At 73.2% G+C, this 15,402-nt stretch carries 8 protein-coding genes and 1 tRNA gene; 5 read left to right on the plus strand and 4 right to left on the minus strand.

The window, feature by feature from the left end:
* Positions 1–531 precede the first annotated feature (531 nt).
* Together ACGFI8_RS17575 and ACGFI8_RS17580 are read right to left on the minus strand one after the other, a co-directional pair.
* Positions 532–807, minus strand: coding sequence for a hypothetical protein (locus tag ACGFI8_RS17575; RefSeq protein WP_392805898.1), 276 nt, complete (start codon positions 805–807; stop codon positions 532–534).
* A 183-nt stretch (positions 808–990) separates the two neighbouring features.
* Positions 991–1,086 (minus strand) — tRNA-Sec (locus ACGFI8_RS17580).
* Positions 1,087–1,148: 62 nt separating this feature from the next.
* Between ACGFI8_RS17580 and ACGFI8_RS17585 the strand changes: the two genes are divergently transcribed.
* Positions 1,149–1,934 carry an alpha/beta fold hydrolase gene (locus ACGFI8_RS17585; RefSeq protein ID WP_392805900.1) on the plus strand — a complete coding sequence of 262 codons (786 nt, stop codon included), beginning with the start codon at positions 1,149–1,151 and terminating at the stop codon, positions 1,932–1,934.
* Positions 1,935–2,015: 81 nt separating this feature from the next.
* On the opposite strand, the gene ACGFI8_RS17590 is transcribed toward ACGFI8_RS17585, so the two are convergent.
* Positions 2,016–3,377, minus strand: a complete 1,362-nt coding sequence (locus tag ACGFI8_RS17590; protein WP_392805903.1) for a M1 family metallopeptidase — start codon at positions 3,375–3,377, stop codon at positions 2,016–2,018.
* Positions 3,378–3,651: 274 nt separating this feature from the next.
* Between ACGFI8_RS17590 and ACGFI8_RS17595 the strand changes: the two genes are divergently transcribed.
* The 3 genes from ACGFI8_RS17595 to ACGFI8_RS17605 all read left to right on the plus strand — a co-directional run bounded on the left by ACGFI8_RS17595 (position 3,652) and on the right by ACGFI8_RS17605 (position 12,281).
* Positions 3,652–5,469 (plus strand): discoidin domain-containing protein, encoded by a 1,818-nt coding sequence (locus ACGFI8_RS17595; protein WP_392805905.1) that lies wholly within the window; start codon positions 3,652–3,654, stop codon positions 5,467–5,469.
* A gap of 152 nt (positions 5,470–5,621) precedes the next feature.
* Positions 5,622–8,777: a BTAD domain-containing putative transcriptional regulator gene (locus ACGFI8_RS17600; RefSeq protein ID WP_392805908.1), complete on the plus strand. Its 3,156-nt coding sequence runs from the start codon at positions 5,622–5,624 to the stop codon at positions 8,775–8,777.
* A gap of 78 nt (positions 8,778–8,855) precedes the next feature.
* Complete coding sequence (locus ACGFI8_RS17605) at positions 8,856–12,281, plus strand: ATP-binding cassette domain-containing protein (RefSeq protein ID WP_392805910.1); 3,426 nt, start codon at positions 8,856–8,858, stop codon at positions 12,279–12,281.
* A 40-nt stretch (positions 12,282–12,321) separates the two neighbouring features.
* On the opposite strand, the gene ACGFI8_RS17610 is transcribed toward ACGFI8_RS17605, so the two are convergent.
* Positions 12,322–13,782 (minus strand): hybrid sensor histidine kinase/response regulator transcription factor, encoded by a 1,461-nt coding sequence (locus ACGFI8_RS17610; RefSeq protein WP_392805912.1) that lies wholly within the window; start codon positions 13,780–13,782, stop codon positions 12,322–12,324.
* Between the two features lie 198 nt (positions 13,783–13,980).
* On the opposite strand from ACGFI8_RS17610, the gene ACGFI8_RS17615 reads away from it, so the two are divergent.
* Entirely contained in the window at positions 13,981–15,390 is a 1,410-nt protein-coding gene (locus ACGFI8_RS17615) for a DUF1996 domain-containing protein (RefSeq protein WP_392805914.1), read from the plus strand.
* The last annotated feature ends 12 nt before the right edge of the window (positions 15,391–15,402 follow it).

The following is a 15,402-nucleotide window of genomic DNA, read 5'->3' on the forward strand; positions in this document are numbered from 1 at the left end:
GAGCCAGCGACACGACCAAGCCGGCCCACTCCGGCGCACCCGCTTTCCAGGCGAGCCCACCGACAAGCAGGGCCACCAGCAGTAGCAGCCATTCGACCTTCCCCGGGGTGACCCACCGGACCACCTGTGTACGTGTCACCGGTATAGCTCATCACACACGGGCAGAGCGCGCCCCAGGCGAAAGGCCGTTGCCCTGGGACTTCCCGGGTCAACGGTGGGTTGTCGCTGTACGGGTGGCGAGACTTTTTGAACCCGCGCGCCCTTGACCCCCAGGACGGCTGGTGACACGTTGCTGCACGTCAAGCGCGCTGTCGTGGCACGCGTTGAGTGCCGGGGGACTCGAACGTCGTGCAGCGTTGCTCGCTCGACACTCGCTGGCTACGGTGCACGCGCTTCCGGAAGGTTGTCCCAAAGGAGAGATCGGAAGAGTTGTCCGGGGTTCGTCATTGCTCCAACCGAATATTTCGTGCGTGGGGCGCCGTCATCGAGCTATGGCGTCAGGCTGACGTTGACACTCCGGAACGGAGCGGGTCAGCCATCCAGCAGGGTTAAGGCGCCGTTGAGCATGAACAGGCCGGCCCCGGCAAAGATGACGCCGAGGATGCGGGCGATCACCATCGCGTCCCGCACCCGTCCGGCGACCTCCCGCGGGCCGGGCGGCGAGGCCCACGGGTTGAACAGGCTGTTTGGCGAATGGCGCACCAATTCTCGGGCAAACCAGGCGGTGAAGCCCCGGAAGTTGACGGCCAGGGCCGCGCCGACGAGAAAGAACGCCAAGCTGAAAGCGATCGCGGCGATGGAGCGCATACGCGCAGCGTATCGCGGTAGTGATGCAGACCCTCAACTTCGACCACGACTGTCCACTGTGCGTGGATTTGCCGCGCGCACTGAGATCGCCCCGGCGCCGTTGCGATTGAGTGAACGAGTGTCGGCCCCCGATGGTCTCCATTTGCCGAGGTCATCGGGGGGTTTGCCGGTGAGAGAGCTGGTTGGCGGAGGCGGACGGGAATCGAACCCGCCTGGCCCGGATTCCGGACCACACCGGTTTTGAAGACCGGGAGGGGCACCAGCCGCCCGCACGCCTCCTCCATCACCATAGCCCGCCCGTTCGGGCCTTCCTGGCGCACCACCGCCGTTAGGGTCGGACCATGACGTACGCCGAGGTGAACGGGGTCTCGCTGTGGTACGAGGAGCACGGCGAGGGTGAGCCGCTCGTGCTGCTGCACGGCGGGTTCTGGAGCATCGAGATGTTCGGGGCGCTGCTGCCGGCGCTGGCGGCCCGGCGGCGGGTGATCGCCGTCGAGCTGCAGGGGCACGGGCACACGCCGGACGCCGATCGGCCGTTGCGGTACGAGACGCTTGGTGACGACGTGGCGGCGTTGATGCGTCACCTGAGGCTGCCCTGGGCGGACGTGATGGGGTATTCGCTGGGCGCCGGCGCGGCGCTGCGCACGGCGATCCAGCACCCGGACCGGGTGCGCCGCCTGATCGTGGTCTCCATGCCGGTGCGGCGGTCGGGGTGGTTCCCGGAGGTGCTCGCCGGGATGGCGCAGATCGGGCCGCAGGCCGCGGAGGGGATGAAGGGCTCGCCGCTGTACGCCGCGTACTCGAAGGTGGCGCCGCGCGTCGAGGACTGGCCGGTGCTGGCCACGAAGATCGGCGACCTGGTGCGCCGCGACTACGACTGGTCCGCCGAGGCCGCGCGGATCACGGCCCGGACGATGCTGGTGTACGCCGACGCCGACTCGGTCCCGACGACCCACGTGGCCGAATTCTACGCGCTGCTGGGCGGCGGACTACGCGACGCGGACTGGGACGCCTCGAAGCGCGGGCCCAACCTCCTGGCGGTCCTGCCCGGCCGCACGCACTACGACGTGACCGCCGCCCCGTCCCTGCCGTCGCTGGTCGAGGAGTTCCTCTCGGCCCCGGACTGAGGCTCGGCGCCGTCATGACCGCGGGCGTGGGCGGGAGCAAGCACTCAAGGCCCGCTCCCGCCGGCCCGGGGTTGGGCGTGGTCAGCCGTCGATGCGGTGTGTGGTCCAGAACGATGCCAGGCTCGTCGAGCCAGCGGCCTGCTGGGCGGCGGCCTTGAAGTCGGCGACGGTGGACACGCCGTACCAGTGGGACTGGGCGTAGGAGCTCAAGAGGTTGGCCATCGTCGTGGTGCCCAGGGTGCGGCGCAGGTCGTGCAGGGCGCACTTGCCGTAGCCGTAGACGACGGTGGAGTACCGGCTGGAATGGGCGTCCCAGTAGGCCATCGAGCTGGTGAGGCGCTCGCTGGAGGACTGCCACGTCACCGAGTTCCAGCAGTTCGTGCCGGTCTTGCCGAAGTACAGGTCGGTGGCGTAGTCGGTGAAAGCCTCGTCCAGCCACGGCGTGGTGTACTCGTCGTCGCCGACGATGCCGTAGAACCACTGGTGGGCGAGCTCGTGTGCGAGCGCGTTGCTGGAGACGACGTCGAGGACGAAGCCGGGGTACTCCATGCCGCCGAACCAGAAGTTGTTGTCCAGCACGACGTCGGCCTCGCCGTACGGGTAGGCGCCGAACCTTGCCGAGTGCGCGTCCAGGGCGTCCTCCGCCGTGGTGAGCATCGACTGGGCGCTGCTGGTGCTGATGGCGCTGGTGCCGTACACGTTGACGCGGTAACCGCCGGCGGAGACGCCGGTGATCTTCGTGAACGGGCCGGCGGCCCAGGCGAAGTCGCGGACCTTGGCGGCGACCGCGTGGGTGACAGTGCGGCCGCTCGCGCCCGGCGTGTCGGTCGACGTCCCGGTCGCCGGCACGGCCAGCGCGGTGGGGTGGTCGAGCGTGACGTCGAAGTCGCTGATGAGGCTGTAGAACGACTCGCCGTTGTTCGTGTAGGGGTCGAGGTGCCAACCGGCCCCGTCGCGCACGGCCAGCACGGGCAGGGCGTTGCCGATGAAGTTGTACGCCCCGTCGCGCCCGAAGCGGTCGGCCCCGCTCGGCACCGTGATGCCCAGGTCGAACCCGATGGACGCGGAGGCGTTCTGGGCCAGCGACGCCGGCAGCGTGACCTTGAGGGCGGTGCAGCCGACGGTGAGTGTCCCGGCCGTACCGCCGGTCAGGTTGCTCACCGTGATCGGCGTGCCGGACGGGCAGGTGCCGTGGTAGTTGTCCCACAGCCGCAGGTAGACCTCGCTCAGCGCGGTGGGCGAGGTGTTGGTGAAGGTGACCGACTCGTGGCCGGTCCATGAGGCGCCGGTGCTGTCGCTGGTGAGCGTGACGGTGTACTGGGCCAGACCCGGGGTTCGGGTCGTGTCGACCGCGGCGTGCGCGGCGGGGGCGAACGCCCCGACGGCGACGGCGGTGGCGGTGGCGACCGCGGCGGTGAGCGCGGTCAGGACGCGGATGCTCATCCTGCATTCCCTTCGTGGGAGGTGCGGCCAGCATCGTGAAACACACTCATGAATGTCAATGTGGCAATACCCCAGCCGGACCCTCGCCCGGGCGTGGCGGTCCCTGCGGGAAATCGCTCTCCGCCCTTGACGTCGAGGGGGAGGGTGTTGGTAGCGTGCGGTTGAGAGAGCGCTCTCTATGTCGAACCCTCACTGCGCCCGCCCGGTCCTGGCCGATCCGCCGTCGGCCCAGTCAACCGTGCGGCCGGTCGGGCGCCCGCCCACGAGGAGAGCCATGAACACCCCCGATCAGCAGGACCGGCGCCCCCGGCGCCGGACCAAGGGCTGGGCCGCCGGCGTCACAGCCGCCGCGACGCTCGCCCTGGTTGGCATCACCGCCGTCGCCTACGCCGGCTCCAGCGCCGCCGGCAAGGCCGCGGCCGGCACACAGAACGTAAGGCTGGCCGCCGCGGCCGCCGCCGCCCCGCCGCCGGGTTTCACCCTGACCTGGAGCGACGACTTCAACGGCGCCGCGGGCACGGGCGTGGACACCGGCACGTGGAAGTACGACACCGGGCCTGGCAGCAGCTTCGGCACCGGCGAGATCGAAACCATGACCAACAGCACCGCCAACGTGTTCCAGGACGGCAACGGGCACCTGGTGCTGCGGGCCCTGCACTCCGGCACCGACCCGCGGGCGGGCTGGACGTCCGGGCGCATCGAGACCCAGGCGGCCACGTTCGGCGCCGACGCGGGCGACGTGGTGCGCATGGAGTCCTCGATCCAGCAGCCCAACGTGACGACCGCCAACGGCGCCGGGTACTGGCCGGCGTTCTGGATGCTCGGCTCGACGCTGCGCACCGGCACGACGTGGCCGACCAGCGGCGAGATCGACATCCTGGAGGACATCAACGGGCGCAGCTCGGTGTTCGGGACGCTGCACTGCGGCACCAACCCGGGCGGCCCCTGCAACGAGTCGACCGGCCTCGGCAGCGGCGAGCGCGCGTGCGCGGGCTGCCAGACCGGCTACCACACCTACGCCGTGGAGATCGACCGGTCCAAGTCGCCGGAGGAGATCCGCTGGTACCTCGACGGCGCCAACTACTTCACGCTGCCCGCCACCCGCGTGGACGCGACGACGTGGAACAACGCCGTGCACCACCCGTTCTTCATCATCTACGACCTGGCGATGGGCGGCGGCTTCCCCGACGCGTTCGGCGGCGGCCCCAACGCCAGCACCATCTCCGGCGCGCAGATGAACATCGACTGGGTGGCCGTCTACAACAAGAAGGGCGGCGGCACCACCACCACCCCGCCGCCGGGCAACAACATCGCCCAGGGCAAGCCGACCACGGCGTCCTCCAGCGAGAACGCCACCCTCGGCGCGGGCAACGCGACCGACGGCAACCTGAGCACCCGCTGGTCGAGCGCGTTCAGCGACCCGCAGTGGCTGCAGGTCGACCTCGGTCAGTCGTACAACCTCAGCAGCGTCACCCTGAACTGGGAGGCCGCCTACGCCAAGGCGTTCCAGATCCAGACGTCGCCGGACGGCACCAACTGGACCAGCATCTACAGCACGACGACGGGCACGGGCGGCAACCAGACGCTCAACGTGTCCGGCTCCGGACGGTACGTGCGGATGTACGGCACCCAGCGGGCCACCGCCTACGGCTACTCGCTGTACGAGTTCCAGATCGCCGGCACCCCGGGCGGCGGCACCGGCGGCGGCACCCTGCTCTCGCAGGGCCACCCGACCACCGCATCGTCGACGGAGAACGCCGGCACCCCGGCGGCGAACGCCACCGACGGCAACACCGGCACCCGCTGGTCGAGCGCGTTCAGCGACCCGCAGTGGCTGCAGGTCGACCTCGGCGCCACGCACAGCATCAGCAAGGTGACGCTGAACTGGGAGGCCGCCTACGCGACGGCGTTCCAGATCCAGACGTCGCCGGACGGCACCAACTGGACCAGCATCTACAGCACGACGACGGGCGCGGGCGGCAACCAGACGCTCAACGTCACCGGCTCGGGCCGGTACGTGCGGATGTACGGCACCCAGCGGGCCACCGCCTACGGCTACTCGCTGTGGGAGTTCCAGGTCTACGGCAGCTGACCGCCGCCGTCAGGGGGCGCCGGGCGCGATGCCCGGCGCCCCCACGCGTTTCAGCCCCGGGCCGCGGAACACCAGCACGTCGGCGGGCTCCGCAGCGGTAGGCTCGCGAGGCACGAGCGGAGCCGGCGCGACGGGAGAGCACAATCGGGGGCGTGTGGATCGGCCTGCTGGGACCCCTCGAGGTGCGCGACGGCGACGGCGCGCCCGTCGAGGTCGGCGGCACGCGCCTGCGGGTCCTGGTCACCCTGCTCGCGCTGGAGCCGGGCCGGGTCGTCACCGCCGCCCGGCTCGTCGACGGGGTCTGGGGCGAGCACCCGCCCGCCGGTGCCGGCAACGCGCTGCAGTCGCTGGTGTCCCGGCTGCGCCGCGCCCTGCCCGACGGGGTGCTGCAGGCGCGCCCGACCGGGTACCTGCTCGACGCCGACCCGGCCACCGTCGACCACGTCCGGTTCGAGGAGTTCGTCCGGCTGGCCCGCGCGGCCGCGGAGCCGGCGGCCGCGGTGGCGCTGTTCCGGCAGGCCGAGGCGCTGTGGCGGGGGCCGGCGCTGGCCGACGCCGCCGACGCGCCGTTCGCCCGGCCGTGGCGGGCCCGCCTCGACGAGCTGCGCTTCGCAGCCACCGAGGACCGCATCGAGGCCGAGCTCGGCATCGGCGAGCGGGTCGTCGCCGAACTCGAGGCGCTGGTCGCCGCGCACCCGCTGCGGGAGCGGCTCGTCGCGCTGCTCATGCGCGCCCTGCACGACGCCGGCCGCGGGGCCGAGGCGCTCGCCGCGTTCGAGCGCTGCCGGGCCCGCCTCGCCGAGGAGCTCGGCGCCGACCCGTCGGCGCAGCTCGTGGAGGTACACCTGGCGATCCTGCGCGGCGAGGCCGAGCGGGAGCGCCGCGAGCCCGCCGCCGGCAACCTGCGCGCCGCGCTGACCAGCTTCGTCGGGCGCGACGCCGAGCTCGGCGCGGTCCGCCGCCTGGTCGCCGCCGGGCGGCTGGTCACCCTCGTCGGCCCGGGCGGCGCCGGCAAGACGCGACTTTCCGTGGAGGCCGGGCGCACGTTGCGTGAGGAGACTCCCGACGGCGTGTGGCTCGTCGAGCTGGCCCCGGTCACCGACGCCGACGACGTCGTCCAGGCCGTCTGGGCCGCCCTCGGCCTGCGCGACCCGGCCGGCAAGCCCACGCCCGGCCTGCGCACCGGCGGCACCGACGCCGCCGACGCGCCGCGCCGGCTGGCCAACGCCATCGCGCACCGCCGGCAGCTGCTCATCCTCGACAACTGCGAGCACGTCATCGGCCCCGCGGCCGCGCTCGCCGAGCGGCTGCTGGGGGAGTCGCCGCACCTGCGCATCCTGGCCACCAGCCGCGAGCCGCTCGGCATCACCGGCGAGGCGCTCTACGGCGTCGAACCGCTGCCCCTGCCGCCCGGCGGCGCCGACCGAGCGACCGCCGGGCGGTTCCCGTCGCTCCGGCTGTTCCGGGACCGGGCGGCGGCGGTACGGCCCGGCTTCGCCCTCGACGCCGCCACCGTCGACGCCGCCGTGCGCATCTGCCGGGCCCTCGACGGCATGCCGCTGGCGATCGAGCTCGCCGCCGCGCGCTGCCGCACGCTCACCCCGGCGCAGATCGCCGACCGGCTCGACGACCGGTTTCGCCTGCTCACGCGGGGCAGCCGCACCGCCCTGCCGCGCCACCAGACGCTGCGCGCCGTCGTCGACTGGAGCTGGGACCTGCTCGCCGAGCCCGAGCGCGCGATGCTGCGCCGGCTCGCGATCTTCCCCGGCGGCGCGACCGTCGAGTCCGCCGCCGCCGTGTGCGACCCCGGCGGCCTGCTCGGCGACCCGGACGAGCTGCTCGCCACCCTCGTCGAGAAGTCGCTGCTGATCGTCGGCGACGACCTGCGGTACCGGATGCTGGAGACGATCCGCGCCTACGGCCTGGAGCGGCTCGAGGAGCACGGCGAGACCGACGAGCTGCGCCGCCGGCACGGGGCGTGGTTCCTCGCGCTGGCCGAGCGCCTCGAGCCGAGCATGCGCACCGGCGCGCAGCTCGAGGCGCTCGCCGTGCTCAACGCCGAGCACGACAACCTGCACGGCGCCCTGCGCCGGGCCGTCGCCGCCGGGGACTCCGACCTCGCCGTGCGCCTCGTCGCGGTGGTCGGCTGGTACTGGTGGCTCGGCGGGCACCGGGTCGAGGGCGCCGCCCTCGCCAACGCCGCGCTGTCGCTGCCCGGCCCCTCCGACCCCGAGGCCCGCGCCATGGCGTGCGGGGTCGCCGCCGTCAACGGCTTCGACGGCCTGAGCGACAGCGAGATGCTGGACGGGTGGTTCCAGGAGGCCATGCGGTACTCCGGCAGCCACCCCCTGTCCCGGCTCTTCCAGGTCGTCGCCGCCCTCTACCGGCAGGGACCGACCCCCGAGGTCCTCGATCGCATCGGCACCCTGGCCGACGACCCCGAACCGTGGATCGCGGGCCTCGGCCTGCTGCTCGTCGGCCACACCGTGATGAACGTCGGCGCCCGCCTCGCCGAGGCCCTCGACGCCTTCGAGGCGTCGCTGGCCGCGTTCCGCGGCATCGGCGAGCGCTGGGGCATGTCGTTCGCGCTCGCCGCGCTCGCCGAGGTGGTCGCCCGCCAGGGCCGCCACCGGGAGGCCATCGCGTACTTCGAGGAGGCCCTCACCTACCTGCGCGCGCTCGGCGCCACCGAGGACCGGCCGGTGACCGAGGTGCGGCTGGCGCAGGAGTACCTGCTCATCGGCGACGCCGAGCGCGCCGACGAGGTCTACGCCGAGGCCCGCCGCACCGCCCGGCGCTCCGGCGTGCCCGACAGCATCGCCTTCGTCGAGTACGCGTACGGCGACCGGGCCCTGCGCGCCGGCGACATCGACCAGGCCCGCATCCGCTTCGCCCGCGCCCTGGAGATCGTCGGCGAGAAGCGCGTCTCGCCGCAGATGCTCGGCCTCCTGCACAGCGGCCGCGCGCTGGTCCTGGCCCACGAGGGCGACCACGCGGGCGCCCGGGCGCTCAGCCGCGAGGCCGTGACCCTCGGCCGCGGCGCGTTCGACGCCCTGATCGTCGGCTCCGCCCTCAACGACGCCGCCGAGGCCGCCCTGCTCGCCGGCGACCCGTCCCGCGCCCTGACCCTGCTGACCGCCGCCGACGTCCTGCGCGGCGGCCCCGACCGGACCTGCCCGTGGACCGATGCGCTGGACGCCTCGGCCCGCGCGTCGCTGACCGCCGGCGAGGCCGAGGCCGCCACGGAGGAGGGCCGCAAGGCCACGATCGAGAACGTCCTCGAATTCTTTCCGCCGGAGGATGTGTAGCGGCATAAATGCGTTGTGCGGCCCCCGGTCCGCGGAGCACGCTGATGAGTCGCGCCAACTCATCCGGGGGACCACACCATGCGCCTGATCCGTGACCTCTGGGCCACGTCGCCGCGCCGAACCGCCTTCGTGGCCTTCCTCATCGTGCTCGGCGCGGCGGGGCAGGCCGCGGCGTCGGCCGTCGGCGGGTCGGTGCTCATCCATCGATCGTGGACCATGTTCGCGGTCCTCGCGGCCGCCCTCGCGGCGGCCGTGCTCACCGATCTCGGCGTCGGGCTCATCATGGCCCGCCTCACCGCCGACTGGGCCGCCGACGTCCGCCGGCGGCTCTGTCGCGTGGCGTTCGGCCAGGACCTGCCGACACTGGAGACCACGCCCGTCGGCGAACTGCTCGACCGGATCGACGGCGACGTCTACCAGGTCGCCGCCGAGCTGCGCAACGCCGGCGTGCGCATCGCGCAATCGGCCTGCTACACCGTGCTGTCGGTGGCGACCACGCTGTTCGTGTGGTGGCCGGCCGGCCTCGCGATGATCGTCCTCACCGTCGTGCTGAGCGTGGCCCTGCGCAAGCCGACCGCGAAGATCGCCGCCGCGCGCATGGGCGAGGAGGAGGCCTGGTCCGACCTGGCCGCCGTGATGGAGGAGAGCATCCACGGCCAGGACGACGTGCGCACGACCCTCGCCCGGCCGTACGTGCTGCGCCTCTTCGCCCGCCGCGCCGCCACCGTGCTCGAGCGCGGCCGCCGGGTGTGGAACCGCTCGGCGGCCGTGACGTCCGTCGCATCCGGGTTCGTCCGGCTCGGCATCGCGCTCGTCGTGCTCGGCGGCGTGTGGGCCATGGCCGCCGGCACCCTCGACGTCGCCCGGCTCAGCGCGGTCTGGCTGCTCGCGCTCGGCTTCGGCGCGACCGTCGAGCACACCAGCCGGATGGTGCCCGAGCTGCAATACGCGCTCGGCGCCTGGGCCCGCGTACAGCTGCTGCGCGACGCCAAACAGGAGCCGGTCGGCGGGCAGGCGCCCGTCGCCGGCGATCTCGAGGTACGCGACCTGACCTTCCGCTACTCCGAGTCGGCCCGCAAACCGGCCCTGCGCGACGTGAGCCTCACGTTCGCCCGGGGCCGTTCCTACGCGCTGATCGGGCGCACCGGATCGGGCAAGTCGACCCTCGCCAAGGTGCTCACCCGCGCCGTCGAGCTGCCCCGCGGCACCGTCTTCCTGGGCGGCACCGACCTGCTCGACATCGACGTGGAGGCGCTGCGCCGCTGGATCGCCGTCGTGCCGCAGCGAACCGAGATCCTCGCCGGCACGCTCGCGGAGAACATCGCGCTGTTCGACCCCGACCTGCTGGAGCCGGCCGCGCGCGCGATCGAGGAGCTCGGCCTCACCGGCTGGGTCGCCGACCTGCCCGACGGCATCCAGACCCGCCTCGGCGACGGCGGCCACGTGCTCTCGGCCGGCCAGGAGCAGCTCGTCGCGTTCGCCCGCATCGTGGTCCGCGACCCGCAGGTGGTCATCCTCGACGAGGCCACCGCGCGACTGGACCCGGTGACCGAGGCGCGGGTGCAGCGGGCGACCGCACGCCTGCTCGCCGGGCGGATCGGCATCATCGTCGCGCACCGGCTGTCCTCGGTACAGCAGTGCGACGAGGTCGTCGTCCTCGCCGACGGCGCCGTGGTGGAGGCCGGCCCGCTCGCCGCGTCGGCCCGCTTCGCCGAGCTGCTGGCCGCCTCGTCCGCGGCCGTCACGCCCTCCGTGCCCGCCCAGCGGGCCCCGGCGGTGGTCACCGCCGCCGCGGTCAAGGCCGACCCGCCGCCGCTGCCCGAGCTGCCCAAGGCGCGCACGCTCTGGAACATCTTCAAGCTCGCCACGAACGACTGGCGCTTCGGCCTCGTCTCCGTGGCGATGTTCGCGCTGATGGTGCTCCTCGGACTCGACGGCTCGGTCCTGCCGTGGCTGTGGGCCGACCTCGTCGACGGCGCCGGCAACGCGCTGTGGCCGGCGCTGGGGATCGCCGCGGGCCTGCTGGTGCCGATGGCGCTGCCGTACTACACCGGTCGCTGGTTCCCCGAGTGGTGGGTACGCCAGCTGCTGCGCATCAGCCTGCGCCTCGTGCACGGCCAGACCGCCGCGCGGCGGGTCAGCAAGCACACCCCTGCCGAGGTCGTCGCCCAGGGCGGCGACACCGAGCGCGTCGTGGTGCTCGCCGACAACCTCGTCGACCAGTGGATCTGCCTGTGGGTCCTGGTCACGATGACGGTCGTCTCCGGCTCGTTCGTGCCCGCCCTGTTCATGGCGGCCACGATCGTGCTCTCCGGCCTCGCCGCGACCCTGTTCGGCTCGTCGCTGAAGCGCTCGGCGCAGAAGACGGTCGCGGCGCGCGCGGCCTTCGCCACGTCCCTCGTGTCGTCGCTGTCCGCCGCGCGTACGGTGAAGCTCGCCGGCGCCACAGTCCCGGTCCTCGCCCACCTGGCCCGGCTCGACCGCGTCCGCAGCGAGCGCCAGCGCCGCGAGATCTCCGTGCAGGTCTGGGCCCGCTCCACGCCGGCCCTCGCCAGCGGCCTGCTGCCGATCGGCGCCTGGGCCCTGCTGCTGTCCGGCCGCCTCTCCGCCGGCGCCGCTCTGGTCGCGGTCTCCACCCTCGGCTCGGCGCGCTGGTTCGCGTGGACCACCGCCTCGCTCATCTCCCAGCTGCCGTCGGCCCGCGTCTGGACCCGCCGCACCATCGAGATGGCGGGAGTCGGCGAGTACGCCGCCGCCGTCCCAGGCGTCGACCTCTCCGCCGGCACCGCCCCCGCGCCCGCCGTCGCGCCGAGGCACCCGCTGCGCCGCCTCGACCTGGACGGCTTCACCGCCGTACACGAGGACGGCACCGTCGCCGTGCGCGACCTGGACCTGTCCGTCGAGCGCGGCCAGCTCGTCCTCGTCGTGGGCTCGGTCGGGTCCGGGAAGTCGTCGCTGCTGCGCGCCCTGGCCGGCATCGTGCACCACACGGGCAAGCTCAAGTGGAACGGCGAGCCGGTCACCCAGCCCGAGATGTTCCTGCGCCCGAACCAGATCGGTTACGTCGCGCAGCTGCCGAGGGTCCTGTCCGGCACGATCGCGGACAACATCAGCCTGGGCCACGAGGTCGACGCCCACGGCGCCGTCTCCACCGCCCAGCTGGAACACGACCTGAACACCGCCGGCGCCGGCCTGGGCCTGCTCATCGGCCACAAGGGCACCCGCCTGTCCGGCGGCCAGCTGCAACGCCTGGCCCTGGCCCGAGCCCTGGCCCCGCGCACGGAGCTGCTCATCGCCGACGACGTGTCCTCGGCCCTGGACGTGACCACGGAACTGGCCCTGTGGCGCGCCCTGCGCGAACACGGCGTGACGGTGATCGGCTCGACATCGAAGCGAGCGGCCCTGACCCAGGCCGACCGCGTGGTCGTCCTGCAGGACGGCACGGCGGCGGCTCAGGGCACCTGGCGCGAACTCGAGTCCCGGTGGGGACACCTGGCCGGCTGATCCGCCCCCGCCCTGCCCCGCCCCGCCCAGCGGCGGGCGGTCAGACGGTGACCAGGCCCGACTCGTAGGCGAACACGACCAGCTGCGCGCGGTCCCGCGCGTGCAGCTTCGTCATCGCCCGGCTGATGTGGGTCTTGGCCGTGGCCAGGCTGATCACCATCCGTCCGGCTATCTCGTCGTTCGACAGGCCCCACGCGGCGAGGGCGACCACCTCGCGCTCCCGGTTGGTCAGCGTGTTCACCGCGCCGTGGAGCGGTCCCCGCGGCGGCCGGGACACGAACTCCCCGATCAGCCGCCGGGTGATCGCCGGTGACAGCAGCGCGTCGCCCCGCGCCGCGACCCGCACCCCGTACAGCAGGTCGGCCGGCACCGCCAGCGGCAGCTCCGCGCGCACGCTGAACCCGCCAGCATCCCGCGGCCCGACCCGGAGCTCGCCGCCGAGGGCCGTCACCCGTTCACGCATGCCGGTCAGCCCGACCCCGGGCACCGGCTGCACCGCCCCACACCCGTCGTCGTCGATCCGAACGGTGAGCGCGAGGTCGCCGTAGCCGATGCACACCGCGGCGCTCGCCGGCCCCGCGTGCCGGGCCACGTTGGTGAGCGCCTCCTGCACGATCCGGTACGCGGCCCCGTCCACCTCCCCGGGCAGCTCCCGCGGCCGCCCCTCGATGTGCACGCTCACCGGCAGCCCCGCCCGCCGTGCCCCGTCGACGAGCTGATCGAGCCGCTCCAGCCCGCTCTCCACCGGATCCGCTCCGGGTGGGGCCGGGGGTTCGCTGCGCAGGACCTCCAGGGTGTTGCGCAGCTCGCGCATCGCGTCGCCGCTCGCGTGCTGGATGGCGAGCAGCGCCTCGGGCACCGGCTCGCCGCGCTTGTGCGCCAGGTGCACGGCCACGCCGGCCTGCACCTTGATGATGGAGATGCTGTGCGTGAGGGAGTCGTGCAGCTCCCGGGCGATCCGCAGCCGCTCCTCGTCGGCGCGGCGGCGGGCCGTCTCCTCGCGGGTGCGCTCGGCGTCCTCGGCGCGCCGTTCGACCTGTTCCAGGTAGGCGCGGCGATGCCGGGTCACCTCGGCGAACACGCTCGCGGCGACCATCCAGCCGATCAGCAGAAACCACCGCTCGAACACGTCCGGCGGTGGCTCGCTGGTGCTGGCGACCTCGCCGGCCACGCCGCCGACGAGAATGGCGCCGATCGCGACCGCCGCCGTCCGGCGGGCGCCGATGCGGACCGTCGCGTAGAGCGCGAACAGCACGGGCAGCGCCGGGCCCACGCCGGGATAGCCCAGGACGAGGTACGCCAGCAGACACGCGGCGGCGACCACCATCACCAGCCGCGGAAAGCGCCGCAGCCCGGCCAGCGCCAGGCCCGCGACGGCCAGGAACAGCACGCCGGTCGCGTCCAGCGGCATCCGGGCCTGCGGCGCCGTGGCGGCACCGGCCAGCGCGAGCACGGTCACCGCCGCCGCCAGCCCGAGATCCCGCCACGCCTGCCTGTTCATGCCTCCGACCGTATTCGATCAGGGCCGCGGGCGCGTCGGCCCAGGGGTGTATCCGCGGCGTACGTCGCCGGTCGTACGCGGGTGGTAAGGCCCGCAAATTGGGCCCCCGGCTTGGGTCTTCGGTCCCAGGGGATCGACCGTACGGTGTGCGGGCCCTCGCCATCGTTCGCGCACGTCGCAAGCAGTAAGGAGATCCTCGTGCCAAACGTCAGGGGCCTCAGAGGCCTCAGGGCCCTCACGGCCGCCGCAGGGGTTGCGGCGACCGCCCTCGTTGTCGTCGCCGCCGCCATGGTGACGACCGCCGATGCCGCCACGCCGGTGATCGTTCAGGCGGAGGCGTTCGCCGCGCAGTCCGGGGCGCAGGTCGAGAACACCGTCGACACCGGCGGCGGGCAGAACGTCGCGTACCTCGCCGACGGCGACTGGCTGCGCTACGACGGGGTCGATCTCGGCGCCGCCGGGGCGTTGAGCGTCGGTGCACGGGTCGCGTCGGCCGGTACCGGCGGGACAGGCACCGTCGAGCTGCGGACCGGGTCGCTGACCGGGCCGTTGCTCGTGCAGTTCACGATCGCGCCGACCGGCGGCTGGCAGGCCTGGGTGACGCTCACCGCCACGGCCGCGAGCCATCCGACCGGGGCCCAGACCGTCTACGCCGTCATGCGCAACACCACGGGAGGCCGCGACTTCGTCAACATCAACTGGTTTTCGTTCGCCGCCGGGGCGGCCGCCAGCCCCAGCGCCACGCCGTCGTCCGGGGCGGGGTGGGTCGGCGTCGACCCCGCGAAGTGGAACGCGCAGCTCGCCGAGTTCAACGCGATGGCCATGGACCCGGCGCCGGCGAACGCCGTGCGGGTGTCGGAGTTCAACGCCTCGTGCACGTACAGCCACTCGAAGAAGGACGATCCGATCGTGTTCCCGGGCCTGCCGGGGGCCTCGCACATGCACAGCTTCATCGGCAACCACGGCACCGACGCGAACTCGACCGCCGACACGCTGCTGGCCAACGCCGGCACGAGCTGCGCGCCGGCGCCGGACCTGTCGGCGTACTGGGTGCCGACGCTGTACGAGCACGGCGTCGCGGTCGAGCCGAAGGCGGTCGTCGTGTACTACGGGTCGCGGCTGACGGACCCGGCCGGGACGGTGCCGTTCCCGCAGGGGTTCCGGATGATCGCCGGGGACGCGAAGCTGCAGCAGCCGACGCCCGCGGGGTCGGTCAACCAGTTCTACTGCGCCGGGCCGGGCGGGGAGACCGGGCGCAGCGCCGACGGGAACTGGCCGCTGTGCGCGCCGGGCGCCACGCTGATGTTCCAGCTCGTCTTCCCGGACTGCTGGGACGGCGTGCACCTGGACAGCCCGGACCACAAGTCGCACGTCGCGTACACGTACAACGGCGCGTGCGGCGGGGCATACCCGGTCGCGATCCCGTCGATCTCGTTCCTGCTCGCGTATCCGACCAGCGGCACGGCGGACGGGTTCACGCTGTCGTCGGGCATGGCGTCGTCGTTCCACGGTGACGCGTTCCTCGCCTGGGACAACGCGGCGCAGGGCCATCGGGTGAAGAATTGCATCGTCCAGAAGGCGAAGTGCAACACGGCCGGCAACTTCTGATCGGCGGCCGCC

It is taken from the genome of Dactylosporangium sp. NPDC048998 (genome assembly GCF_043197855.1).
In the GTDB taxonomy this organism is placed as follows: Bacteria; Actinomycetota; Actinomycetes; order Mycobacteriales; family Micromonosporaceae; genus Dactylosporangium.